This is a genomic window from Streptomyces sp. OR43 (assembly GCF_008042275.1).
GTDB lineage: Bacteria > Actinomycetota > Actinomycetes > Streptomycetales > Streptomycetaceae > Streptomyces.
Genome location: NZ_RDBK01000043.1, coordinates 3460374 through 3484086, shown reverse-complemented (window position 1 = coordinate 3484086; position 23713 = coordinate 3460374). Strand labels below are relative to the sequence as shown.

At 71.5% G+C, this 23713-nt stretch carries 17 protein-coding genes; 8 read left to right on the top strand and 9 right to left on the bottom strand.

Annotation, left to right across the window (positions count from 1 at the left end; translation table 11 throughout):
• The first annotated feature begins 8 nt into the window (after positions 1 to 8).
• From EAO72_RS34820 to EAO72_RS34785, 8 genes are all read left to right on the top strand, one after another.
• Entirely contained in the window at positions 9 to 422 is a 414-nt protein-coding gene (locus EAO72_RS34820; protein ID WP_006127850.1) for a roadblock/LC7 domain-containing protein, read from the top strand.
• 133 nt (positions 423 to 555) lie between these two features.
• Positions 556 to 963: a DUF742 domain-containing protein gene (locus tag EAO72_RS34815; RefSeq protein WP_148021032.1), complete on the top strand. Its 408-nt coding sequence runs from the start codon at positions 556 to 558 to the stop codon at positions 961 to 963.
• Positions 944 to 1528 carry a GTP-binding protein gene (locus EAO72_RS34810; protein ID WP_148021031.1) on the top strand — a complete coding sequence of 195 codons (585 nt, stop codon included), beginning with the start codon at positions 944 to 946 and terminating at the stop codon, positions 1526 to 1528. Before EAO72_RS34815 ends, EAO72_RS34810 begins: the two co-directional genes overlap by 20 nt.
• Before the next feature lie 347 nt (positions 1529 to 1875).
• Positions 1876 to 5103, top strand: a complete 3228-nt coding sequence (locus EAO72_RS34805; protein WP_148021030.1) for a sensor histidine kinase — start codon at positions 1876 to 1878, stop codon at positions 5101 to 5103.
• A gap of 10 nt (positions 5104 to 5113) precedes the next feature.
• Positions 5114 to 5527 (top strand): roadblock/LC7 domain-containing protein, encoded by a 414-nt coding sequence (locus EAO72_RS34800; protein ID WP_018551717.1) that lies wholly within the window; start codon positions 5114 to 5116, stop codon positions 5525 to 5527.
• Positions 5528 to 5616: 89 nt separating this feature from the next.
• Complete coding sequence (locus EAO72_RS34795) at positions 5617 to 6249, top strand: DUF742 domain-containing protein (RefSeq protein ID WP_148021029.1); 633 nt, start codon at positions 5617 to 5619, stop codon at positions 6247 to 6249.
• Entirely contained in the window at positions 6230 to 6811 is a 582-nt protein-coding gene (locus tag EAO72_RS34790; RefSeq protein WP_148021028.1) for a GTP-binding protein, read from the top strand. The genes EAO72_RS34795 and EAO72_RS34790 overlap by 20 nt, the downstream gene beginning before the upstream one ends.
• A 170-nt stretch (positions 6812 to 6981) precedes the next feature.
• Positions 6982 to 7413 (top strand): spore-associated protein A, encoded by a 432-nt coding sequence (locus EAO72_RS34785; protein WP_148021027.1) that lies wholly within the window; start codon positions 6982 to 6984, stop codon positions 7411 to 7413.
• 184 nt (positions 7414 to 7597) lie between these two features.
• Here EAO72_RS34785 and EAO72_RS34780 read toward each other — a convergent pair whose 3' ends face one another.
• The 9 genes from EAO72_RS34780 to EAO72_RS34740 all read right to left on the bottom strand — a co-directional run bounded on the left by EAO72_RS34780 (position 7598) and on the right by EAO72_RS34740 (position 23472).
• Positions 7598 to 7801, bottom strand: coding sequence for an acyl-CoA carboxylase subunit epsilon (locus EAO72_RS34780; protein WP_148021026.1), 204 nt, complete (start codon positions 7799 to 7801; stop codon positions 7598 to 7600).
• Between the two features lie 66 nt (positions 7802 to 7867).
• Positions 7868 to 9451 (bottom strand): acyl-CoA carboxylase subunit beta, encoded by a 1584-nt coding sequence (locus tag EAO72_RS34775; RefSeq protein WP_148021025.1) that lies wholly within the window; start codon positions 9449 to 9451, stop codon positions 7868 to 7870.
• Between the two features lie 153 nt (positions 9452 to 9604).
• Positions 9605 to 10843: a carbohydrate ABC transporter substrate-binding protein gene (locus tag EAO72_RS34770; RefSeq protein WP_148021024.1), complete on the bottom strand. Its 1239-nt coding sequence runs from the start codon at positions 10841 to 10843 to the stop codon at positions 9605 to 9607.
• Positions 10840 to 11859 carry a hypothetical protein gene (locus EAO72_RS34765; RefSeq protein ID WP_261991729.1) on the bottom strand — a complete coding sequence of 340 codons (1020 nt, stop codon included), beginning with the start codon at positions 11857 to 11859 and terminating at the stop codon, positions 10840 to 10842. The genes EAO72_RS34770 and EAO72_RS34765 overlap by 4 nt, the downstream gene beginning before the upstream one ends.
• Positions 11859 to 13283: a hypothetical protein gene (locus EAO72_RS34760; protein ID WP_148021022.1), complete on the bottom strand. Its 1425-nt coding sequence runs from the start codon at positions 13281 to 13283 to the stop codon at positions 11859 to 11861. Before EAO72_RS34760 ends, EAO72_RS34765 begins: the two co-directional genes overlap by 1 nt.
• Before the next feature lie 71 nt (positions 13284 to 13354).
• On the bottom strand, positions 13355 to 15652 hold the full coding sequence (locus EAO72_RS34755) for a tetratricopeptide repeat protein (RefSeq protein ID WP_148021021.1): 2298 nt from the start codon (positions 15650 to 15652) through the stop codon (positions 13355 to 13357).
• The gene (locus EAO72_RS34750) at positions 15649 to 17103 is read right to left on the bottom strand and encodes a S1 family peptidase (protein ID WP_187285311.1); all 1455 of its coding nucleotides are present in this window, start codon (positions 17101 to 17103) and stop codon (positions 15649 to 15651) included. Before EAO72_RS34750 ends, EAO72_RS34755 begins: the two co-directional genes overlap by 4 nt.
• Before the next feature lie 65 nt (positions 17104 to 17168).
• Positions 17169 to 19493 (bottom strand): polysaccharide lyase 8 family protein, encoded by a 2325-nt coding sequence (locus EAO72_RS34745; protein WP_148022206.1) that lies wholly within the window; start codon positions 19491 to 19493, stop codon positions 17169 to 17171.
• 106 nt (positions 19494 to 19599) lie between these two features.
• On the bottom strand, positions 19600 to 23472 hold the full coding sequence (locus EAO72_RS34740) for an endo-alpha-N-acetylgalactosaminidase family protein (protein ID WP_148021020.1): 3873 nt from the start codon (positions 23470 to 23472) through the stop codon (positions 19600 to 19602).
• Positions 23473 to 23713 lie beyond the last annotated feature (241 nt).

Sequence of the window (23713 nt, the reverse complement as noted above, 5' to 3'; positions counted from 1 at the left end):
TGAGCCCGATGAGTCAGGCCGCGCAGAATCTGAACTGGTTGATCACCAACTTCGTGGACAACACCCCCGGGGTGTCGCACACGGTGGTGGTCTCCGCAGACGGCCTGCTGCTGGCGATGTCCGAAGGTTTCCCGCGCGACCGCGCCGACCAGCTGGCGGCTGTCGCCTCCGGTCTGACCTCGCTGACCGCGGGTGCCTCCCGGATCTTCGAGGGCGGCGCCGTCAGCCAGACCGTGGTGGAGATGGAACGCGGGTTCCTCTTCCTGATGTCCATCTCGGACGGCTCCTCACTGGCCGTGCTGGCCCATCCGGACGCCGACATCGGTCTGGTCGGCTACGAGATGGCTCTGCTGGTGGACCGGGCGGGCACCGTCCTGACTCCGGACCTCCGCGCCGAGCTGCAGGGCAGCCTGCTCCACTAGGCGGCCGTGAACCGGTGACACAGACGATTAGCCCAGGTACCGCCCCCATCACTCGCCCGTCCGGCCGCTTACAGCCCCCCACCGGCCCCTTCAGACGGCAAGCCGACACCCTGCTGTCACGCCCGGAGGATTCATGACCCCGCCACCCGCCTCACCCGATCCGTACGGCGCGTTGAACCGCGCGTCGTACGAAGGTGAAGGCGACCAGCCGCTGGTCCGTCCGTACGCCATGACTGGTGGACGGACCCGACCGCGCTACCAGCTAGCGATAGAGGCGCTGGTCAGCACCACGGCCGATCCCGCGCATCTGGGGACACTGCTCCCCGAGCACCAGCGGATCTGCCACCTGTGCCGCGAGGTCAAGTCGGTGGCCGAGGTGTCGGCCCTGCTGTCGATGCCGCTCGGTGTGGCCCGGATCCTCGTCGCGGACCTGGCGGAAGCCGGCATGGTGGCCATCCACCAGCCGGGCAACGGAGAGGCCGGCGGCGCGCCGGATGTGACACTGCTCGAAAGGGTGCTCAGTGGACTTCGCAAGCTCTAGTGGCGGCGGTGCAGCCCGGGCCACCACCTCGGCGAAGATCGTGGTGGCGGGTGGGTTCGGCGTGGGCAAGACCACGTTCGTCGGTGCCGTTTCGGAGATCAATCCGCTGCGTACCGAAGCCGTGATGACGTCCGCCTCGGCGGGCATCGACGACCTGACCCACACCGGCGGCAAGACCACCACGACGGTGGCCATGGACTTCGGCCGCATCACCCTGGACCAGGACCTGATCCTGTACCTCTTCGGTACGCCCGGACAGGACCGCTTCTGGTTCATGTGGGACGACCTCGTACGCGGCGCCATCGGCGCCGTCGTCCTGGTCGACACCCGCCGCCTCGCCGACTGCTTCCCCGCGGTCGACTACTTCGAGAACAGCGGACTGCCGTTCGTCATCGCCCTCAACGGCTTCGACGGACACCAGCCCTACACCCCCGACGAGGTCCGCGAAGCGCTCCAGATCGGACCCGACACCCCGATCATCACGACTGACGCGCGGCACCGCGGTGACGCCAAGAGCGGTCTGATCACGCTGGTGGAGCACGCTCTGATGGCGCGGCTCAAGTAGGCACAAGTCGGTATTGCCGTACGACAATTGCCGTAGTCACACGGGGGCGGACTGTGTCCTTTGACACGATCCACCCCCGTGTTCATAACGTTTCGAAAGAGAATTACCCCACGGTCAATACCCGATGCGCACGAGCGGTATCGCTGTGCTCACATGAGCCCCGCCTTTTGGCGGGGCTCGTTCTTTATGCCCGTTTTATCTGAGGCGTGAGCCACTCGGAATCGCACATTCCGACTGTTTGGAACGCGGCCGGTAGCCGTGCTGCAATTCGACGAACTCCCGAGTAGTACGGCCCTGAACGAAACACGGCACAACGTAGGTGCCGACGCCGAGAGGTTGTTGGTCGAGTGAGGCGTAACAACGAGGGCGCGACGGCGCAGGCCGAGCGGGGCAACTTCACCCCGCCGGCGCGCACCGTGCCGCCGTCCGCCGATGTGTCCGAAGGGATACCGGCCGGTGGCAGCACCAGTCGGCTGTCCCCGCGCAACTGGCGGGTGCCCACCCGGCTGAACGCGATCCTCCTGATCCCGGTTCTGGTCGGCCTGATCATGGGCGGCTTCCAGGTGAAGGGTTCGCTCGACACCTGGCAGGAGGCCCAGGACGCCGAGAAGACCGCGCTGATCGTGCGCGCGTCCGCCGAGTACGGACAGGCGCTGCTCAACGAGCGCGACCTCACCGCTCAGCCGCTGCTGTCCAACCAGCGCGACTCCGACGTCGTCACCCGGGCCCGCGCCACCACCGACGCCGCCGCTCAGAAGTTCGACGCGGCCGTCAAGGACATGCCCGGCAAGCAGGGTCTGGATCGCCGCCTCAAGCTGTTCAAGCTGGAGGAGCCCAAGCTCCCGGAGCTGCGCAAGGCCGCCTACACCGCCGCCATGGACCCGGTGAAGACCGAAGAGGGATACACCCAGGTCCAGCACTCCCTGATGGAGTTCTGCAACGAGCTGGGCCTCGGCACCGGAAACATCACCAGTTACGGCCGTACCGTCTACGCGATCGAGCTGGCCAAGGCTGCAGAATCGCTTCAGCGCTCCATCGGCATGCACCTTCTGGTGCGGCCCAGCCGGGAGAGCGGCAAGTTCAACGACCAGGTCAAGGCATTCGGCTCGTACAACTACCTGGAGCAGATCGCCCTCGGCGAATTCGTCTCCGGTGGTACGGAGGCCGACGCCGCCCGGCTGAAGACGGTCATGGCGGGCAAGGCGGCCGAGGGCGCCGCCAAGCTCAAGGCCGCCAAGGAGCAGGCGGACGCGGCCGGTGTGCCGTTCGTCATGCCCCCCACCGTCGACGGCTCGGTATACGACGGCATGGCCCAGCAGATCGGCCAGGGACAGTCGTCCGACACCCTGCAGGCCGACCTGAAGGCCAAGGGGATCACCCCCGAGACCTGGATGGCCGCCGCCACCGCGAAGTTCGACGGCTACACCACGGTCGAGGACGAGCTCGTCGACAAGGCGGTGACCGAGGCCGCGGAGATCTCCTCCAGCGCCCGGACCGACGCCATCGTCAACGCCGCGATCGTGATCATCGCCCTGCTGGCCGCCTTCATCCTGGCCGGGCTCATGGCCCGGCAGATGAGCCGCTCGATGCGCCGGCTGCGTACGGCCGCCTTCTCCATCGCCGAGCAGCGGCTGCCCTCGCTCGTCGACCAGCTCTCCCGGACCGACCCGGGCCGGGTCGACACCCGTGTCCAGCCGATCCCGATCAACACCCAGGACGAGATCGGCGAGGTCGCCCGCGCCTTCGACCAGGTGCACCGCGAGGCGGTCCGGCTGGCAGCCGAGCAGGCCATGCTGCGGGGCAACGTCAACGCGATCTTCACCAACCTCTCGCGCCGCAACCAGTCGCTCATCGAGGGCCAGCTGACCCTCATCACCGACCTGGAGAACAACGAGGCGGACCCGGACCAGCTGGAGAGCCTCTTCCGGCTGGACCACCTGGCGACCCGTATGCGGCGCAACGGCGAGAACCTCCTCGTCCTCGCCGGCGAGGAGCCCGGCCGCCGCTGGAACCAGCCGGTTCCGCTGGTGGACGTCCTGCGGGCCGCCTCCTCCGAGGTGGAGTCCTACGAGCGCATCGAGCTCTCGGGCGTGCCGGAGACCGAGATCCACGGCCAGTCCGTCACCGACCTCGTGCACCTGCTGGCCGAGTTGCTGGAGAACGCCACCACGTTCTCCTCGCCGCAGACCAAGGTGCGGGTCACCGCGACCCGGCTGCCCGACAGCCGCGTGATGATCGAGATCCACGACAAGGGCATCGGCCTCACCGCCGAGGACTTCGCCGACATCAACCACAAGCTCGCCAACCCGCCGACGGTGGACGCCGCGGTGTCCCAGCGCATGGGCCTGTTCGTGGTCGGCCGCCTCGCCGACCGGCACGGCATCCGGGTCCAGCTGCGCCCCTCGGGCGAGCAGGCCGGAACCACGTCGCTGGTCATGCTGCCGGACGCGATCACCCACGGTGGCGGCGGCGACGGCGCCCCCGCGCAGGACGACTTCACCGTCTCCTCGATCATTCCGCAGCAGCAGGCGTTCGACGCGGCTCCGCTGCAGCCCCAGTTGCGTACGGCGGCGGAGCTCGGCTTCGACGACTCGCGCTACGAGGAGCCGTCCGAGGACTCCGCTCAGCTCGACCCGGTGGGCCGCTCGCTGATGCGTGAGGAGCGCCGTGCGGCGCTGGAGGCGCAGACCGGTGGCGAGCGCCCGCCGTTCCCGCAGCAGGAGGAGCCGCAGCAGCAGTACGCCGAGGCCCCGTACGGCGAGGCCGCCTACGCCCCGGACCCGTACGCCCAGGAGCAGCAGGCCGGCGGACAGCAGGAGCAGCAGTACGAGCAGCCTTCCTACGAAGGCGGCTACGACCCGTACCGTGGGGACACCGGCTATGCCGGACAGCCCGGCTACGGCGGCGGCCAGGAGGGCTACCAGGAGACGCCGTACGCGGCTCCCCAGGCACCCGCTCAGGCCTACGACGGGCAGTACGCCGCCCAGCCCCAGCAGGAAGAGTGGGCTGATCAGGGCACGTACCAGGGCGCGTTCGCGCCGGTGGCGCAGGACGGGCCGGAATCTCCTCCGAGCGCTCCCGCGCCTTCGCAGGAACGCGTAGGCTTCGACCGTTCGGGACCCGTCCCGAACGCCGGCCACGAGCTGACCGATGCCGGTCTGCCGCGCCGCGGCGGCCAGCAGCACTGGCAGCCCACCGGCCGCGGCAACGAGCAGCCCGTCGCCGAGCAGCCGGCGCCGCAGCAGCAGGAGGAACTGCCGCAGCGGCAGCCGTCGCCCGCGCAGGCGGAGGAGACCGGTCCCGAGGACTGGCGCTCGGCGAACGACGAGCGCTGGGAGCGGGCCGAGAAGCTCCGGGAGCCGAAGGCGGGCGGGATCACCCCGTCCGGTCTTCCCCGGCGCGTGCCCAAGGCCAATCTGGTCGAGGGCACGGCCGAACAGACCCAGCAGGGCGGCCCCCAGGTCTCCCGCGCCCCGGAGGACGTGCGTGGCAGGTTGAGCAACCTGCGACGTGGCGTGCTGCGCGGACGTAACGCGGGTTCGGACACCAGTAATACCTACAACCAGGAGCGTTAGTGTGAGCCCGATGAGCCAGGCGGCGCAGAATCTGAACTGGTTGATCACCAACTTCGTGGACAACACCCCTGGGGTGTCCCACACCGTGGTGGTCTCCGCCGACGGACTCCTGCTGGCGATGTCCGAGGGATTCCCGCGCGACCGTGCGGACCAGTTGGCGGCTGTCGCCTCCGGTCTGACCTCGCTGACCGCGGGTGCCTCGCGGATCTTCGAGGGCGGCGCCGTGAATCAGACAGTTGTGGAGATGGAGCGAGGATTCCTCTTCATCATGTCCGTTTCCGATGGATCTTCGTTGGCCGTACTCGCACACCCGGACGCCGATATCGGTCTGGTTGGGTACGAAATGGCCCTTCTGGTCGACCGCGCCGGCAGTGTCCTCACCCCGGACCTCCGTGCCGAGCTTCAGGGAAGTCTTCTTAACTAGTAGACAGACAGTGCGTTTCGCGTCACCGCGCCATAGGGTGCGGTGGCGCGGACCCACTGGGATCGGGACCGGCAGGCGGAGGAGGAATCGTGGGTACACCCCCAGGCGGGCACCAGTTCAACGGTGGCCAGCACACTCCGGGTGAGCACGGGGACAATGGTTTCGGCTTCCCCTCCGCACCCGGCAGACAGGGCGCGCAGCAGCCTTATCAGCCATACCGGCAGCCGCAGCAGCCCCAGCACGTCCAGGGCTCCGACTGGCCGCAGCAGCCGCAGCAGCCCCACCGGCCGCAGCGCCCGCACCGGTACGACTCCCCCCAGCAGCCCCGCATTCAGCCGGTGCAGCCGCGGCGGGCCCCCGAGCCGGCCGCGCCCGCGGCGCACAATCCGCTCGTGCGTCCGTACGCCATGACAGGTGGACGGACCCGACCGCGCTACCAACTCGCCATTGAGGCGTTGGTCAGTACTACGGCTGATCCGTCCCGGCTGCAAGGGCAGTTGCCCGAGCACCAGCGGATCTGCCGGCTGTGCATCGAGATCAAGTCGGTGGCCGAGATCTCGGCCTTGCTCTCGATCCCGCTCGGCGTTGCCCGGATCCTCGTAGCCGACCTGGCTGAGGCCGGACTCGTCGCTATCCACCAGCCCGGCGGCGACGAGTCCGCCGGCGGCCAGCCAGATGTGACACTGCTCGAAAGGGTGCTCAGTGGACTTCGCAAGCTCTAGCGGCGGAGCGGCCCGCTCCACTACCTCGGCGAAGATCGTGGTGGCAGGGGGCTTCGGCGTGGGTAAGACCACGTTTGTCGGTGCCGTTTCGGAGATCAATCCGCTGCGTACCGAAGCCGTGATGACGTCCGCCTCGGCGGGCATCGACGACTTGACCCACACCGGGGACAAGACCACCACGACGGTGGCCATGGACTTCGGCCGCATCACCCTGGACCAGGACCTGATCCTGTACCTCTTCGGTACGCCCGGACAGGACCGCTTCTGGTTCATGTGGGACGACCTCGTACGGGGCGCCATCGGCGCCGTCGTCCTGGTCGACACCCGCCGCCTCGCCGACTGCTTCCCCGCGGTCGACTACTTCGAGAACAGCGGACTGCCGTTCGTCATCGCCCTCAACGGCTTCGACGGACACCAGCCCTACACCCCGGACGAGGTCCGCGAAGCGCTCCAGATCGGGCCGGACACGCCGATTCTCACGACGGATGCGCGGCATCGTTCCGACGCCAAGAGTGCGCTGATCACTCTGGTGGAGCATGCTCTGATGGCGCGCCTGCGCTGAGGCCCCCGGCTCTTCCCCTGCCATGGCGGCTGTGGCCCCGCACCTCGCAGGTGCGGGGCCACAGCCATGCGTTGGCGGGTCGGGACGCCGATTCTTCTGGCATGATCACGACCAGTCAATCGGCACCACCGAAAAGGGGCACCATGCGGTTCCGGAATGTTCTTACTGTCATGTCGACGCTGTTCGCCACCACAGCGGCCATGTTGGTTCTCGCCCCTTCGGCGAGCGCGGCCAGCCCTTCCGCCGCATGCGGATCCGGATACTCCCGCGTGGGGCATTACTCCGTGGACCCCATCTACGGATCGGGCGCCGCGGGGTATTTGGACATCTACTACAGCTCGGGCACGGGAAAGAACTGTGCTGTCGTCTACCCGACGAGCGAGAATCAGGGTGAGACCACTGAGATGTGGGTCCACATCAGCAAGGCGAACGGCACCAGCGCGGACTACGACCTGGGCGATTACACCTACTATGCCGGTCCGGTCTACGTCTCTGCCCCCGGAGACTGCATCGACGCCCAAGGCAGCCTGTCGTTCCCCGGCAGCGCTACCGTGCCTGGGGTGACCTTTACGCGGAAGCTCAACAACGTGCACTGCGGCTAAGGGCTTGCAGGGAATCAACCTGCTGTCGAACACGCGGCCTGAACTGTGGTGTCAGGGCTGGAAACACGCAACTTACTCTTCTGCAAGCCCTTAGGGCGTGTCGCTGCTGCTCGACAGGAAGGCCCCGCATTCCTTCGGGAATGCGGGGCCTCTCGCGTGCTGCGGGCCGTCTGCCCGGCCGTTCTCAGCCCTGCCAGCTGTGCGGGGCGCGGAAGCCCGGGGTGCGCTCCAGGCGGCGCCAGCCCGCGGTGTTGCGGCCGAGGCGGGCCGGGGCGTCGGCGGGCTGGGAGGCGGCGCGGGCGAGCAGGACAGCCGTTATGGCGGCCAGCTCCTCGGGGTCGGCCAGACCCTTCTCGACGCGCAGCACGGACTCGGTGGCAGTGCTCATGTGTGTCTCTCCGTCTGTTCGGCAGGTCTTCGCGGGGGCCTTGCAGGGTTGCTGCGGGGCCGCGGACTACTGCGGGGGGTTGCCGTGCTTGCGGGACGGCAGGTCGGCGTGCTTGGAGCGGAGCATCGCCAGCGAGGCGATCAGGACCTCGCGGGTCTCGGCAGGGTCGATGACGTCGTCGACCAGGCCGCGCTCGGCGGCGTAGTACGGGTGCATCAGTTCGGCCTTGTACTCCTTGACCATGCGGGTCCGCATGGCCTCCGGGTCCTCGGCGTCGGCGATCTGCCGGCGGAAGATGACGTTGGCGGCACCTTCGGCGCCCATCACCGCGATCTCGTTGGTCGGCCATGCGTAGGTGAGGTCCGCGCCGATGGACTGGCTGTCCATGACGATGTACGCACCGCCGTAGGCCTTGCGGAGGATCAGTGAGATCCTCGGCACCGTCGCGTTGCAGTAGGCGTAGAGCAGCTTCGCGCCGTGCCGGATGATTCCACCGTGCTCCTGATCGACGCCGGGCAGGAAGCCGGGTACGTCCAGCAGAGTGACGATGGGGATGTTGAACGCGTCGCACATCTGGACGAAGCGGGCGGCCTTCTCGCTCGCCTCGATGTCCAGGACGCCGGCGAGCGACTGCGGCTGGTTGGCGACGATGCCGACGACCTTGCCGTCCAGGCGGGCCAGCGCGCAGATGATGTTGCGGGCCCAGCGCTCGTGGATCTCCAGGTAGTCGCCGTCGTCGACGAGCTCCTCGATGACCTTGTGCATGTCGTACGGGCGGTTGCCGTCGGCCGGGACCAGGTCCAGCAGGACGTCGCCGCGCCGGTCGGCCGGGTCGTCGCTCTCCACGACGGGCGGGTTCTCGCGGTTGTTCGAGGGCAGCATCCCGATCAGGTAGCGGACCTCGGCGATGCAGGTCTCCTCGTCGTCGTACGCGAAGTGCGCGACGCCCGAGGTCTCGGCGTGCACATCGGCGCCGCCGAGGCCGTTCTGGGTGATCTCCTCGCCGGTGACCGCCTTGACGACGTCCGGACCGGTGATGAACATCTGCGAGGTCTCACGGACCATGAAGACGAAGTCCGTGAGGGCGGGGCTGTAGGCCGCGCCGCCCGCGCACGGGCCGAGCATCACGCTGATCTGCGGGATGACACCGGACGCCCGGGTGTTGCGCTGGAAGATGCCGCCGTAACCGGCGAGGGCGGAGACGCCTTCCTGGATACGGGCGCCCGCGCCGTCGTTGAGCGAGACCAGCGGGGCACCGGCCGAGATGGCCATGTCCATGATCTTGTGGATCTTCGTGGCGTGGGCCTCGCCCAGCGCGCCGCCGAAGATCCGGAAGTCGTGTGCGTAGACGAAGACCGTGCGGCCGTCGACCGTGCCCCAGCCGGTGATGACCCCGTCGGTGTAGGGCTTCTTCGCCTCCAGGCCGAAACCGGTCGCCCGGTGCCGGCGCAGCTGCTCGACCTCCTTGAACGAACCCGGGTCCACGAGCAGCTCGATGCGCTCGCGCGCCGTCAGCTTGCCCTTGGCGTGCTGCGCCTCGGTCGCCCGGTCACTCGGTCCGCGCCGGGCCTGCTCACGCAGTGCCAGCAGTTCCGCCACGCGGCCACGGGTATCGCTCGGCTCACCCTGGGTTTCGTCCACAACGGTCATGTACCGACCCTACGAACCCGAGCGGGAAAACCCTGCCGTCGACTCCGTACAGTCTCCTGCCCGGTTTCCTGGTGGAGCCTGACAGAAGCCTTGGGCCATGCAGGCGAAGTGCCAGCCCGTACCGGTCTTCGTTTGTTGATGTTCCACAAAGGTTCACTGTGGTCTGCCGCACACCCCGGTCAGCCTGCGGGTGTCCCGGGCCTGGGCGTCCTGGACCTTCTGGATGTCCGCCAGCCTCGACCGTACCGGCTCCGCGGGGTGCGCCATCGTGAGCAGCACGGCCTCGTAGAACGCGTCCCGCACCGCCGCCGGCATGACGTCCGACGCGTCCAGGCAGAGCGGCACCCGCTGGTCCGTGAAGCGCCGGCTCACCTGCCGGTCGACCGTACCCGTCCTGGGCGGGACCGCGGCGTTCGCCGAGAACACCCCGCCCGTGCGGCCCCACTCCTCCTGGGCGTCCCGGGAGGCGAGCCGCCGGATCATCTCGCGGGCCGGGCCGCTCCGGCCGAAGAGCGCCGCGAAGTCCGCCGACACCTCATGGGCCTTCACCGTGTACGGGCCGCCCGGCAGCAGCGGCGCCGAGTCCGCGAAGGCGGCCCGGTCCTTGTGGTCGCCGTAGAAGGCGCGGGCGAAGGAGCCCTGGTGCTCCAGGTCGCAGCCGCCGCCGAAGAGGAGCCCGTGTCCCCCGGCCGTTCCGCGGTGGTCGGCGGGCAGCATGGCGCCGGCCCGGTCCGGGTCCTGGGCGAGCATCCCGGCCCAGGTGGTCCAGGCGGCGACCACGCGGTCGTCGGTCCACTCCAGGTCCCCGGTCGCCCAGCGCGCGTACAGGACCGGGCCCGCGCGCTGGAGGATGAGGTCCTCGATCCAGTCGCTGCCGGGCCAGCCGGACGCCCCGTCGTCGCCCATGCCGACGCACCACGAGGCCAGCGGTGCGGGGCGGGGCTCCGGGGCGTCGCCGTCGCGGTACCAGACGATGGACTTGAGGTCGGCCTTGAGCGGTACCCACAGATCACCTTTGACGCCCTGGGCCCCGGGCCGCCACGGGTTGCCGTACTCCTCGGGGTCGTACAGCCCCTTCAGGGAGCGCAGCCGGCCCTCGTCCGCGTACTCGACGAGTTCGCCGACGCCCGGCAGGATCGCGATGTCGGGCGGGTCGCCGGCCTGGACCTCCGCGAGCAGCACCTCACGGGTCGCGGCGGTGCCCTGATACGTGTACGGGATCCCGAACCCGTCCAGGACGTCCTTGAACCGCTGCTCCTGGTCGTCGGTCCACGGCCCGAGGATCGTCACCTTCGGTTCCTCGTCGCTGCCGCCGGGGGCGGCGAGTCCGCAGCCGGCCGCCGTCATGAAGAGGGCCAGGACGAGCAGGAGCGCGCGGGGGTGCGGGATCATCCGGCCCTCCAGTAGTCGGCGTTCAGGCGCCGGACGATGCCGATGGCGGGCAGCAGGACGATCAGGGCGCCGCCGCCCAGTGCCCCGTAGTACGTCCAGCTCTGCCAGCTCCGCGCGGCCAGCCGGCCGCGCAGGGCGGTGGAGTTGTCGGTGACGTGCGTCTGGGAGGCGGCCAGGTCCGCGTGGTCGTGGGCCCGCCGCTCGATGGCGACAAGCCGGTGGCGGGCGGTGTCCAGCCGTTCCTGGGTGTGGGCGGTGGCCCACAGGGGAACGACGGCGAGCGCGACGGTCACGAGCAGGGCCGCCAGCAGCCAGGGGTCCTGGCTGCGGCCGCAGCGGGTGCGCAGCACCCACAGGGCGCTGAGGCAGGTCAGGGCAAGGACCAGCAGGCCGAGTTCGGCGACCGTCCAGCCGGTCTGCTGGAGGGCGCCCAGCGAGCTGACCCGGTCCACGCGCCGCATCTGGTGCTCCTGGAGGACGTCCAGGCGCGGCACGACCCCGGTGCCCGGCCGGTCGAGGATGGTTCCGGCCTCCGTGAACTTCTCCTGCTGCATCCGCTCGTCGTGCACGTACTTGACGGCGCCGGGCGTGATGGAGCTGCTGTACGAGGTCAGCAGGCCCTTGACCGTCTTGAGGACGCCGCGGCCGCGCTCCCCGTCGATCTGTACGTCGGAGAGCCGGGACAGGCCCTGGTCCGCGGCCGCCAGCTGAGTCTCGTACCGCGCCCCGGCGCCGACCACCTCGTCGATCCCGTTCTCGAGCGAGCTCTTCGCCTCCTGGTGGGCGCGCAGCAGGGCGAGTTGGGTGGCGGCGGCCCCCTGGACGGCGGGGGCGCCCCGGGTGCGCATCTCGCCCGCGGCGTTCTGCACCTCGCGGTAGGAGACGAGCAGAGCGGTCATCGAGACGAGCGCGGTCACCACCATGACGACCAAGTGCCGTTCCAGCAGCCGCCTGGTGCGTGAGCGGGTGCGGCGGCGGGTCCGGAAGGCGTGCGTCCACCGGGTGGGCGAGGGCATCACAGGCTCCTTCCACAGGCGATGCAGAACCGGGCGCGGGGCCCGGCGAGATGGCGGCAGTGCGGGCACTTCACCGGCTTCCCCGTGGTGTGGCCCGGCAGTTCCAGCCCGTGGCCCGAGGCGACGTGCAGCTGTCCCCGGCGTACGGTCCCGCGGTCGACGGTCGGGCCGACCCTGACCAGTCCGCGCGGGCCGTCGAGGATGTCGGCCACCTCGCGCACGTCCTGGAGGACCCAGTCGGCGCCGATCTCGGTGGCGAGCCGGACCGCGAGGCCGAACTGCTGCTCGGCCTCGTCGCGGCTCATCGGGTCGAGTGCGGCGTATCCGCGGTTGAGGGCGGTCCGCATCTGGGTGGCGGCGTTCATCGCCTGGAGCGTGCCGCCCCCGCCGCCGGTGGCCCCCGCGCCCACGGCGACTCCCGGCGGCAGCCAGCGGACCAGCAGGGGGGCGGTGGCGTCGCCGACGGAGACGGTGGCCAGTTGCAGCAGGACGCCGAGCGGGTCGGTGCTCGCGTCGGCGTGCACGGTGAGGAGGTAGTCGCGGGTGCCCGGCTCCCACTGGTGGGTGGGGAAGCGGACCCGGAGCGGCTCCTCCTGCCCCGGGGCGGGGGCGAGCCGTTGCTGGCGGGGGGCCGTCTCGGTCAGTTCGACCGCGCGCACCGCCGGACGCGCGGTCACCACGACCGGCAGTTCGGGGCTGCGGACCCGGCGCAGCCGTCGCAGTGCACCGGTGGCCGCGGGGGCGAACCGGTCGGGGGCGTGTTCGGCGGTGCCGTGCAGGCGCTCGACGACGGCGAGCAGCGGCGCGGGGTCCCAGTCGCCGCCGACCGCCAGCACGTCCGCGGTGAACGCGCCGTCACAGGTGGCGAGTTCCTCCCGGAGGGCGCTCCCGCCCCTGTCGGTCCCGGCGTCGTCCGCCGGGTCCCCGCCGCTGCCGTCGGTGATCAGCAGCAGATGCCGCAGGGGCAGCGAGCGGGTGGCGAACAGTGCGCGGGCGGCGGCGAGCCAGGCCGGATAGCCGGGCGGCGGCCGGTCGTCCGCCGCCGGGACGATCCGGCCCGCGCTGAACGCGGCGCGGCGCTTCTCCATCGTGTCGGCCAGCGCCCACCGGCCGCGCAGCGGGTAGCAGCGGGACGGCTCCCCGCTCGCGTCGGCGCCTCCCAGGACGGCGAAGGAGACCCCGTCGGGCAGGGCCCGCAACGTGGCGGCGAGGGCCGCCGCCGCGGATTCCCGGCGCCCGGCGGCGACGTCCAGCGCGATGACGACGGCGAGTTCGACGGCGGGAACCTCGTCGTGGGGGCCGGTGCCGGCGGCCTTGACCCGCAGATGGGCGTCGATCCGGGTGTCGTGGTGCGGCTGCTGATCGCGCCGGACGTCCAGGGACACCGTGAACTCCAGCCCGGACGAGGGGGCGATGGCGCCCATGAACTGCCTCCAGGGGTACGGGACGGGGTGGGCAGGTCCTGCGTTCGCTCCGGAGGCCCTCGGTGACGGCCTCAGAAGCGGGTCTGCGGGCGGACCGCGTGGGAGAGGTCGATCAGCCGCTCGTACTCGGCCGGTAGCCGCCGCTGCCGGGCCAGCCGGCGGTAGCACTGCTCCAGCTCCGCCCGTACCGCCCGCTCCCCGGGAACGGCCGGGGGTGGCAGCCCGATCCGCAGCGGGCCGCCCCGGGGCCGCGGGTCCCGGCCCGCGGCGCGGACGGCGTCGAGCTTCCACTCGTACAGCTCGGTCCGCAGCAGCCAGGCCGCCTCGTCGCCCGTGACCACCGGGGACGGCGTGCCCGGCTCCGGCGCGAGGGCGGCCAGGCAGGCGTCGATCTCCGCCTCCCCGGGCAGCGGCCGGTCCCCCGTCGCGAGCCGGGCCGCCCGGATGCGGAGCGCGGCGATCCGGGCGACGGTGTGGTCCCGCGACTCGTCCGGCACCAGGTCCAGGACCTCGGTCGCCGCGGTCCGGTCGCCACGCGCCAGAGCGAGCCGGGCCAGGCCCAGGGCCGCGCCGACGTGCGAGGGGTTGCGGGCGTGCACGGCCCGGAAGAGCTCGTACGCGGAGGGAGCCGCCCCGGCCGGCCGGCCGTCGCCGAGCTGTTCCGCGCAGTACGCCAGCGCCAGCTTGGCCGCGTACTCGCCCGGCAGGGCCCGGTGCACGGCGGAGAAGTGTTCCAGGGCCGCTTCGAGCATGGGCTGCCGGTCGTCCAGCGCATCGGCGCTGCGCAGCGCGACGAGGCCCCAGTGCCAGCTGAGCCGCCACTGCCGGACGGGTCCCGGGCCCGGTATCGCGGCTGCGGCCTGGACCTGCTCCCGGGCAGCGACAAGCGCCTCGTCGCCGTCCTGGCCGAGCAGCAGCCGGGCGTTGTGCAGGCAGATCTCCACCGACCGCTCGCCGCGGTCCGGCTGGGTCAGCGGCTGCCCCGGGTCGTAGCTGCTGACCCCGAACCGGGCGGCCTGCGGGTCCCGCGGATAGGGCCGGGGCACGGGCAGCCTGCGGGCGATCTCGGTCGGGGTGGGCAGCCCGGAGTCGAGCACGGGCGCCCGGGGTGTCTCGCGGCGGCCGTACAGCGGGCGGCGCAGCCAGTGCGCGTAGTCCGGTACCGAGCCCAGGCGGGCGCCGAGCAGTTCGGTGGACGGGGTGAAGTAGGCCGAGGGTTCGGGCTGGTCGCGTTTGCCGCGCAGGGCGCGGATCTCGCGCAGCACTCCGCGCAGCTGGCCCGCCATGTCCTCCGCGGAGCCGAACCGGCGCTCGGGGTCGTGGGCCGTGGCCCGTTCCACCACCAGCCGGAACGAGCTGATGCCGAGCCCCGGCACATCGTCGCCGACGGCCCAGCCGGCCAGTTCGGCCAGGGTGACCCCGACCGTGTGCAGGTCGTGGGCGACGGTGAGGGGGCCCGTGCCGTCCGTCTCGGGGGCGGCGAACCACGGGGTGATGACGGGCGGCGGGTCGACTGCGCCCGCCTTGCGGACGCCGCCGAGGTCGATGACCTTGATCCCGTCGAGGTGGTGGATGACGTTGGACGGTTTCATGTCCCCGTACAGGAAGCCCATGCCGTGCAGATGGGCGAGGGCCTCCAGGATCTGGCAGCCGTAGGTGATGACGTGCTCGATGTCGAGGACGAAGGCGCCCTGACGGGTCGACTCGACGACGGCCGTCAGGGTCCGGTCGCCGACGTCCTCCATCACGATGTAGCCGCCCGACACCGTGCCGTCCGCGTTGCGGGTGCTGACGAAGTCGCGGATCTGGACGATGCGTTCGTGCCGGATGGCGACCAGGCTGCGGCGCTCCTCGCCGGCCTGGGCGGCGCCGCGTTCCGCGTAGCGGTTGAGCAGGCCCTTGACCGCGACGAAGTCCTCCAGGTGGGTGTCCTCCGCCAGATAGACCCAGCCCTGGCCGCCGTGGGCGATGGGACCGCGGATGCGGTACTGGTCCTGGAGCGGTGGCCCGTCCTTCGTCAGCTCGGGCCGGTAGGAGTACGGGGCACCGCACTGCGGGCAGTACCCCTCGTCCGGTGGCGGGGCCGCCGTGTGCGGCGGGACGAGCGGGGTGCGGCACGCCTCGGTGGAGCACGTCATCGCGATGCGGACCGGCTGCTCGGCGGCGGCGAGGCGCTCGGTGGGGCTGCCGGGGTCGAGCAGCGGGAGTTCGAGCAGTCCGGCGGGGCCGTACCGCTCGGGTTCTGCGGGCAGCGGCGGCAGTCCGGGGGCGCTCTCCTCGCGGCCACAGGTGTCGCAGTAGCCGGTCGCCTCGACCGCTCCGCCGCACGGTGCGCCGGTGAAGCGGCGGTGCGGGCACGGAATCCTCATCGGCGCTCCGCCGGTCCGCGTCCGGGCCGCTGGCCCGGCAGACCGGGCGGCGCGGGCCGATCCTGCTGATCCGGACGCCCGGGCCGGCCCCGCTGATCCCGCTGTTCCGGCTGCACGGCTCCGTTCGACCGGTCGAGGTCGTCACGTAACTCCCGTAACAGCTGCTTCAGTCCCGTCAGCCGGTCCTGCGGATCGGCCGGCATGCCCAGTTCGCGCAGCCGTTGGCGGCGGGTCGCCGCGTCGACCGCGGGGAGCGGGGCCAGGGAAGCCGATTCCACCATGCCCCGCAGCCCGGCCCACTCCCGCTCGATGTGCTCGACCCGGCGCACCAGCACCTCGGCCCGCTCCTCCAGCGCGGGCAGCAGCAACTGCTCGGCCACCTCGGCCAGTCCGGCGCCGTCGGCCCGGCGGAAGATGACGAGCAGCCGGAATCCGAGCGTCCTGACCCGGACGAGGAGCGACACGAGCGCGACCGGGTCAGGGTCCTCGTCCAGCCCGATCACGGCGAGGACGGGCCCCGATCCGGCGGGCCGGCCGCCGTCCGAGCGGTCCGGGGCCCTGCCGCCCTCCAGCAGCCAGTCGCGGTAGGCGTTGCGCTGGTAGCGGGGCGGTCGCAGCTGCGCCACCAGGGTCTCGACGAGTTCCTCGCGCCGGGTGGCGCCGCCCCGGCAGACGAGGTGGGCCCGGTGGAGCTGGTGCTGGAGGGCGCGGTCGCGGCCGGTTCCGCGCGCGACGACCCCGAACCGCACCGCGGGCTCCTCACCGCCCGCGAACCAGTGCCGCAGCCGCCGCTCCAGCCCGCGGTCCCAGCCGTCCGGCCCGCTGAGCTCGGCGACGAGCGGAACGAGCGCGGCGACGCGGTCGACGGGGATCATGTACGAGAACGCCAGGCCCGGTCCGGTGGGCGGGGCCGCGTCCGTACCGTGCAGGTAACTGACCACGAGGCCGACGACCTCCTCCGTCCCCGGCCGCTCGCCCCGGGTCTGGACGGCGGCGCCGCTGAACCCGGGGCGCACGGCTTCCGCGTGGGTCCCGGCGTCGAGCTGCACCCAGTCGCCGTGCAGTCCGCTGATCCGGCCGCTCAGCCACATCCCGTCGTCGAAGGCCTGGGCGTAGCCGCCGATCCACACCTCCCGGCCGCGCTCCAGCCGCCTGCCGAGCGGTGCGGGCGCCGCCTGCGGGCGGGGGCTGTCCAGGGCGAGCACGGCGATGTCCTCGCGGTCGGCACCGTCGAGGCCCGGCAGCCAGCCGTCCGGGGCGACCCGGGCGCCGACCGGCGGGATGCCGGGGCTCTCGGCGAACTCCACCCACATCCGGGCGTCCGCCTCGCCGACGACGTGGGCGCAGGTCAGCATCCGGTCCTGGGTGAGGAGCACTCCGGCTCCGCACACCGGTCCGTCCGCTCCGCCGCGGCGTAGCCGGAGCCGCCAGTCCGCTCTCAACTCCCCCATAGCCACCGAGAGTACGCGTGCACCGCGCATGGTTCCCAGACCGCGCGCACAGTCCGTCCAACGGGCTACCGGACGTCACACCCCAGGGTGGCGCCGGCCGTTCCCGGGTCGACGCGGAGCACGAGGCGGCGCCCGGTGGCGCGGACCTCGATGCCGGGGTCGGCCGACACGACCTCGCGCACCGGACGGTCCCAGACCACGTCGAACGGGGCGCCGCTCCGGTCGGGCCCGCTGACGCGGACGGCCGCGGTGCTCCGGCCCTCGCGTACGAGGACACTGGCCGGTCCGGTCGAGGAGAGCCGTCCGGCGGCTCCCGGCTGCCAGAAGTTGGCGGCGGTCAGCCCGAGCGAGCGCACGGCGACGCCCTGCACGGCGGCCGTGTTGGCGAGCACGGTCAGCCAGTGCCGGTCCGCGGCGCGGGCGGCGACGGTGCGCCGGGAGGCGCCGGGCATCAGGAGGTAGAGGTAGCCGGCGTCGGCGGGGTCGGTTCCGTGGTCGAGCCACAGGGTCTGCCAGTGACGGGTCTGCCGTTCGGTGGAGCTGGTGGTGTTGATGTCGGACCAGGCGCCGGTCCTGGCCTCGCGCAGGGTGCGCAGAGCGGCGCCGCCGGGCAGCACCCAGCCGCCGTGGCCCTCCAGATGGGCCCAGCGGGGGTGTTCGCGGTCGTCGACGGTGAGGGCCTGCCGTCCGTCCGGGCCCAGGTTGCGGTTGTCGACGACCGTCTCGACGGGGACCCCGTCGGCTGCCGTGATGCCGGCGCCGAGGCAGATGACCGCATCGGCCGCGCAGAACCAGGACTTACGTGCCTCCAGGGTGGAGCCGAGGCCCTTCACATGCTGTCCGACCGCGGCGAACTCGTCGTCGTGGGCGCCGCCGGCCCACTGCACGGCGGGCTTCGGCTCACCCCATTCGCCGCCGGCCCGGTCGGCGAGGCGCTTGGTGGAGACGGTGGTGCCGGGCAGCCGGTACCAGTCGACGGTGGGCCAGAACCAGTCGGTGTACTGGCCGCCGCCCGCCGGTCCGGCCCACCAGTAGAGCATTCCGGCCCCGGTGTGCCAGCCGCGCGGGTTCTCGCCGTTGCCGCACTCGTAGGCGCTGATCCGCTCCGAGGACATGGAGAGGTTGGCGACCCAGCCGGGGCGCCGGTGCACGGCCCGGTCCATGGCGGCGAACAGGGTGTGCCCGACGGGTTCGGGCGCGGCCGGGACGGGGGCGTCGGCCGCCGCCTGGAGCCTGGACAGGTCGGCGACGCCGAACTGCGGGGCGGCGAGGACCGGGCTGACGGTGTCCCGTTCGATCCAGCCCTTCACCATGCCGTTCCACCGGTCGCGTTCGGCGGCGGACGCGCCGCCCGCGAGCAGCGCGACGGCGGCGATCAGCCCCTGGCCGTGGAAGTGGTCGCTGCGCATGACGCGGAGCTCGTCGCTCTTGAGGAGGCCCCGGCTGATGGCGCGGCCGTTGACGCTGTCCATCATCAGACCGTCGTGGATCAGCGGGGCGTAGGCGTGCTCGACGCTGTCGAGGACGATCTGCCGGTTGGGGTCGGTGACCGCCCAGGTGGAGCCGGCCAGCAGGGCGAAGAGCCGGCCGAGGCCGTCGAGCATGACCTGGCCGTACGTGCCCGAGTAGGCGACCCAGGTGTGCTGGACGAACGAGCCGTCGGCGTAGAGGCCGTCGCCCTTCGTCACGTACGGGAAGACGGGCGACAGGGCGTCGCGCGCGAGCGCGGTCTTCGTGGCATCCCGGCCGAGGATGCCGCGCAGGGCCACGGAACGGCACAGGTCGACGCGGTTGGCGCCGGTCGAGGTGCCGCTGTAGTCGGTGAGCATGGAGTCGGGGATGAAGTGGTCGACGGCGGCGCAGGCGGCGGCGACGCGCTCCTCGCCGAGGTGGGGGCGCAGGACGGCGACGATGTCCATGAGCATCCGCGGGCTGCCGATCTGCCACTCCCACCAGTTGCCGTACCGGGCCGTGGACGGGTTGTAGACCGTCGTGGAGAGGTGGTCGAGGCCGCGGAGGATGTCGGCGAGGAGGCCCTCGTCGCCGGTGTGGCCGGTGCCCTGCTGGGCGTACGCCTGGGTCATCGTCCACAGCCGGCTGTAGCTCCAGGTGATGCCGGACGGCGGGTCGAAGGTGTGCCCGGCCCAGAGGGAGTCGGCGGCGGGGGCCATCGTGGACCGGAACTCCGCGGCGAGTGTGCCGGTCTCCGCCAGCTTGGAGGCGTAGGGCTCGGTGGCGGGGTCGTAGCCGGTGCCGAGCGAGAGGTCGTTCCAGCGCAGCCGGAGCGTCTCGAACTCGTCCTGCGCCGCGCGGGCCGTCGGGGCGAGCGCCAGACCGAGTGCGGTGGCGCTGCCGGTGGCGAGGAAGGTGCGGCGGGACCAGACGGGCAGGAGTGACACGGGGCTACCTCCGGTGGGCGCGTGGGGGGGCCTGCACAGAATGGTGCGCGGGAGGGCGGGGCCGCCAGAGGCCCCGCCCTCCCGCGCATGGAGCCGTTCAGCTTCCGCAGTGGAAGCGGGCGTTGCCCCAGTCGGCGTGGTCGTTGCCGTTGCCGTCGCCGCCGTCACCGGCGATCAGCTCGACGTACTTCGCGCCGGTGACGTCCGCCGTCAGCGACCAGGCGGTGTCGGCTGCCTTGAGGACCGGCGACTTCACCTTCTCGGTGCCGTCGGCCTTGACGGAGAACTGCACGCTGCCGGCGCTCCTCTGCACGTCGTCCACGCCCACCTCGGCGGTGAAGGAGGTGCACTGGCCGCCCAGGTAGTAGCGGATGCTCGCCGGCGCGTGGCTGCCGAGGCCCTTCGCGTACACCGTGCCGCCGATGGTCAGCGCGGTGCCGTCGCCGGTGCCGGTCTCGCCGTTGGAGAGGTCGCGCTCGACCGGTCCCCAGCCGTTCGAGGTGGCGGTCCAGTCGAGGTCACTGGCCCAGCTGTCCGTGGTGGGCGGCGGCGGCAGGGTCCGTACCGAGGTCTGCGCACCGAGCGTCCGCCGCGCACCGCCGACCGTGTAGGTGGCCTCGGAACTCAGCGGGTACGTCTGGTACTTGGCGTCCACCGGCGGGGTGACCTGCCAGCTCGCGGTGACCTTCGCCCCGGCCGCGACGGAGTCGAAGGTGACGGCTCCGGCGGGCTCGGCCTTCCAGCCCTCCGGGAGGGTGAGGCCGACCGAGACGTCGGTGGCCGCGGTGGCCTCGTAGTTGGTGAGGCTCGCCTTCACGGTGTTGGCCGTGCCCGGCTCCAGGGTCTCGGCGGCCGGGTCGAGACCGAGCGTGCCGCAGGCGGCCTGCTCGCCGGCGGGGGCCGCGCCCAGGTCGGTCACGGTGAAGGAGTCGAGGACGAAGTCGGCTCCGTCGGGTGCGTCGCCGCGCTTGCGCAGCCCGGTCCAGGTGTCACCGCAGCCCGCCGTGACGGTCTCACTGAAGTGAGCGGTGGTGTGCTGGGCGCCGATCGCGGTGGTCCGGGTCTCGACGGAATCGGGGTCGCCGTCCGCGGTGATCCGGTCGTAGCCGTCGACCCATTCGTAGGCGCCGGCGTGGCTGGACTGGTAGTCGTACGCGACCCGGTAGCGGTGGCCGTCCGTCATCGGCACGGTCCAGGGCGCGGTCCGGTAGACGAGGCCGGTGTTCTCCTCGTGGGCCTTGAGGGACTCCTTGCCGCCGAGCACGTCGTCGATCAGCTTCCCGTTCCAGCCGGCCTGGGTGTACGGGGCGTGCAGCTGGGAGACGCTGGTGCGGGGGTCGGTGGAGCCGCCCGCGTCGCCCTTGAGGAAGGGGCCCCAGCCCTGGTCGACGTCCTCGAAGTCCTCGTGGACGACGGTGTTCTTCCTGGTGGCGGGGGCGTTGGCGACGATGCGTACGTCGTCGGCGCGGACGGTCGCCGCGCTGCCGCCGGCGGCCTCGACGCGCAGGGTGGCGCGCCCGTTGGCCGGGGCGGTGAAGTTCACCTTCGCCCGCTGGAAGTAGGTGCCGTGCCAGTCGGACGCGGCGACGTAGTCCTTGGCGGTGGAGCGGTCCACGGCGACGGACTTCCCGCCGGCCGACAGGGTGGTGTGCCGGGACTTGCCGGGCTGGACCTCGATGAGGGCGGACGCGGTGTAGCGCGTGCCGGGCTTCAGTCCGCCGATGGTCTGGGAGAGCGCGGCCTTCCCGGTGCCGGACAGCTTCGCGCTGTTGCGGCCCTGGCTGTCGGTGTCGCGGACGGCGGTACCGGTCTTCGACCAGGCGGTCAGCTTGCTGTCGTTGAAGCCGGGGTCGTCGACGAGGGTGCCCTCGCCCCACTGGGCGCCGGCGGCCTTCGGCGCCTTGTCCGGGTAGAGGACGTACGGCTGTCCGGCCTCGGCCGTCAGCGTGATCCTCCCGTCGACGGGGCGGACCGTGCCGGTCTTGACCCGGCCGTTGTCGGTGAGCTTGTAGACGGTGTACGCGCCCTTGGAGGGAACCGCCCACCTGCTCGTACCGCCGGACTTGCTGTAGTGGTACAGCTTCTTGCCGCCGTCCCACGGGAGCAGGTAGTCGGTGCCGCTGAGCACCTTGCGGCCGTGGTCGTAGAAGGTGCGCTTCCCGTCCTCGACGGTGCCGCTCACCCCGCCGGTGAAGGTGATGTCGTTGCCGTCCCAGCGGGTGATCTTCTGCTGCTGGAGGTACTTCGCGGGCAGGTTGCGCTGCCAGATGTTGTCGTAGAAGGCGTTCCAGTCGGTCTCGCCCGTCCAGCCCTCGAACTCGTCGATGGCGCTCTGGCCGAGGACCGGGTCGTTGTTCCAGACGTCCTTCTCGCCGTTGCGGATGAACCTGATGATCTGCGAGTTGAGACCCTTGTTGGTCGCGCCGCCGTAGTTCAGGTCGTTGGCCCAGTGCGACCAGAGCGAGCCGCGCTCGAACTTGTCGGCCCATTCGCTGGAGACGTTCCAGCCCTGCTTCTGGAGGGACTGGAGCGTCTTGTCGGCGATCCAGCCGTGTGTGTAGTAGACGTCGATGTACAGCATGCTGAGGTTGCTGTCCGTCTCGTCCCGCAGCTGCTGGAAGCGCTTGGCCAGGTCACCGCTGTTGATGTCGCGGCGCTGGTCGATGTAGTAGCTCTGGTTGAGCCAGTTCCAGCCGGGCTTCGACTTGTCGACGAGGTTCTCGTCGAAGGCCTTCGCCTCCGGGTACGCCTCGGTGGCGTTGACGTGGACGCCGAAGGTGGCGCCCCACTTCCTGCCGTCCTTCAGGAGCTCGTTGAGGTCCCCGAGCCCGCCGGCGCGCTTGTTGTAGTTGCCGCCGTAGTCGGGGTGGGCGGAGTCGTGGCCCTCGGAGGCGTACCCCTTGAGCAGCGCGAGCTGGCCGAGGCCGTCCGTGGACAGCGAGATCCGCTTGACGTCGTCGAGCGTGCGCAGGAACGGGTGGGTGGCCTGGCTGGCGAAGTTGAACGGGATGTGGGTGATGACCCGGTCCGCGGTGTCCTCGCTGCCCGGGGCGACCACGCCGATGGAGCGGAAGGCGACGGCGCCGTCCTGCCAGTCGACGGCCTTGTCGCCGTTGGCGTCGGGCGTGACGACGACCTTCGCCCAGGGCAGGTCGTCACCGCTCTCCGGCTTCGGCGCGCCGTCGCCGCGGTAGGTCCACTGGCCGGACCAGACGCCGACCCGGGTGGAGCCGTCGGCGTCCTTGCGGGCCTGGTGCCAGAAGCGGGCGTCGTCGCCGCCGGTGGCGCCGGAGGGCTTGTCGTACGAGGAGTTGGACTCGACGGCGGCGGCGAGCGAGCCGGTGTTGACGATCGCGTAGGTCCCGCCGACCGGCGCGGCGTCGGCCTTGGTGGCGTCGGTGACCTTCGCGAAGACGTCGGCGGTCTTCGTCGAGTCGGGGTCGAGCTTCGTGAAGGCCGTCGCGGCCCCGTTGTCGGTGCTCGCGACGGAGACGAGGTCGTGGCCGGGGATGTCGATCGTGCCGACCCGGAACGCCTCGGTGTCGCGGACGGCGGTCACCTTGAAGGTGGTGGCGCGGCCGGAGACGGAGAGCGAGGCGTCGATCTCGACGCCGGGCAGACCGTCGAAGACGAGCGTGTAGCGGGCGGCCGACGCGGTGATCGCGGGGGCGCCCTTGAGGCGCACCGGGTGGGCGGTGCCGTTGAGCGTGACGGCGGTGACCGGGCGGGTGCTGCCGGACAGCTGGGCCCCGGTGGCCCGGTCGGTGTACGTGAGGACGCGCGGGAAGTCGTCGGCGACGGCGACGGCGAGCTGCGCCGATCCGATGACGGGTGCGTCCGCCGGGACGGCGGATTCGGCCGCGGCTGAGGCGGGGGCGGCGGCTGAGGCGGGCAGGGCGGTCCCCACCAGAGCCAGGACGGCTGCTGAGGCGGCGGCTGCGGCGCCCACCGAAGTAAATCTTGGCGACATGTGCTCTGCGTAGTCGCCGTGTCGTGACACCGTCAACGACGTACGGCCCCGAGGGCCTCTCCAGTCCAACAACCGTGCCGCGTAAGTCCAAGTCCGTGTCCGCAGGTCATCGCGCCCGCCGTGTTCAGTTCCTGATCACCGCAACGCGGTGAGTTCACCGTCGCCTCGCCAAATACCGGCCACCTGCGTCGAGTTGTGAAGACTTCCTTCTTTTGAGAGCGCTCTCAGTCGCAAGTCTTGA

Coding starts and splice junctions, on each gene's coding strand:
- EAO72_RS34820 (WP_006127850.1), top strand. CDS start 9: ATGAGTCAGGCCGCGCAGAATCTGAACTGGTTGATCACCAACTTCGTG.
- EAO72_RS34815 (WP_148021032.1), top strand. CDS start 556: ATGACCCCGCCACCCGCCTCACCCGATCCGTACGGCGCGTTGAACCGC.
- EAO72_RS34800 (WP_018551717.1), top strand. CDS start 5,114: ATGAGCCAGGCGGCGCAGAATCTGAACTGGTTGATCACCAACTTCGTG.
- EAO72_RS34785 (WP_148021027.1), top strand. CDS start 6,982: ATGTCGACGCTGTTCGCCACCACAGCGGCCATGTTGGTTCTCGCCCCT.
- EAO72_RS34780 (WP_148021026.1), bottom strand. CDS start 7,801: ATGAGCACTGCCACCGAGTCCGTGCTGCGCGTCGAGAAGGGTCTGGCC.
- EAO72_RS34775 (WP_148021025.1), bottom strand. CDS start 9,451: ATGACCGTTGTGGACGAAACCCAGGGTGAGCCGAGCGATACCCGTGGC.
- EAO72_RS34770 (WP_148021024.1), bottom strand. CDS start 10,843: ATGATCCCGCACCCCCGCGCGCTCCTGCTCGTCCTGGCCCTCTTCATG.
- EAO72_RS34765 (WP_261991729.1), bottom strand. CDS start 11,859: ATGCCCTCGCCCACCCGGTGGACGCACGCCTTCCGGACCCGCCGCCGC.
- EAO72_RS34760 (WP_148021022.1), bottom strand. CDS start 13,283: ATGGGCGCCATCGCCCCCTCGTCCGGGCTGGAGTTCACGGTGTCCCTG.
- EAO72_RS34755 (WP_148021021.1), bottom strand. CDS start 15,652: ATGAGGATTCCGTGCCCGCACCGCCGCTTCACCGGCGCACCGTGCGGC.
- EAO72_RS34750 (WP_187285311.1), bottom strand. CDS start 17,103: ATGGGGGAGTTGAGAGCGGACTGGCGGCTCCGGCTACGCCGCGGCGGA.
- EAO72_RS34740 (WP_148021020.1), bottom strand. CDS start 23,472: ATGTCGCCAAGATTTACTTCGGTGGGCGCCGCAGCCGCCGCCTCAGCA.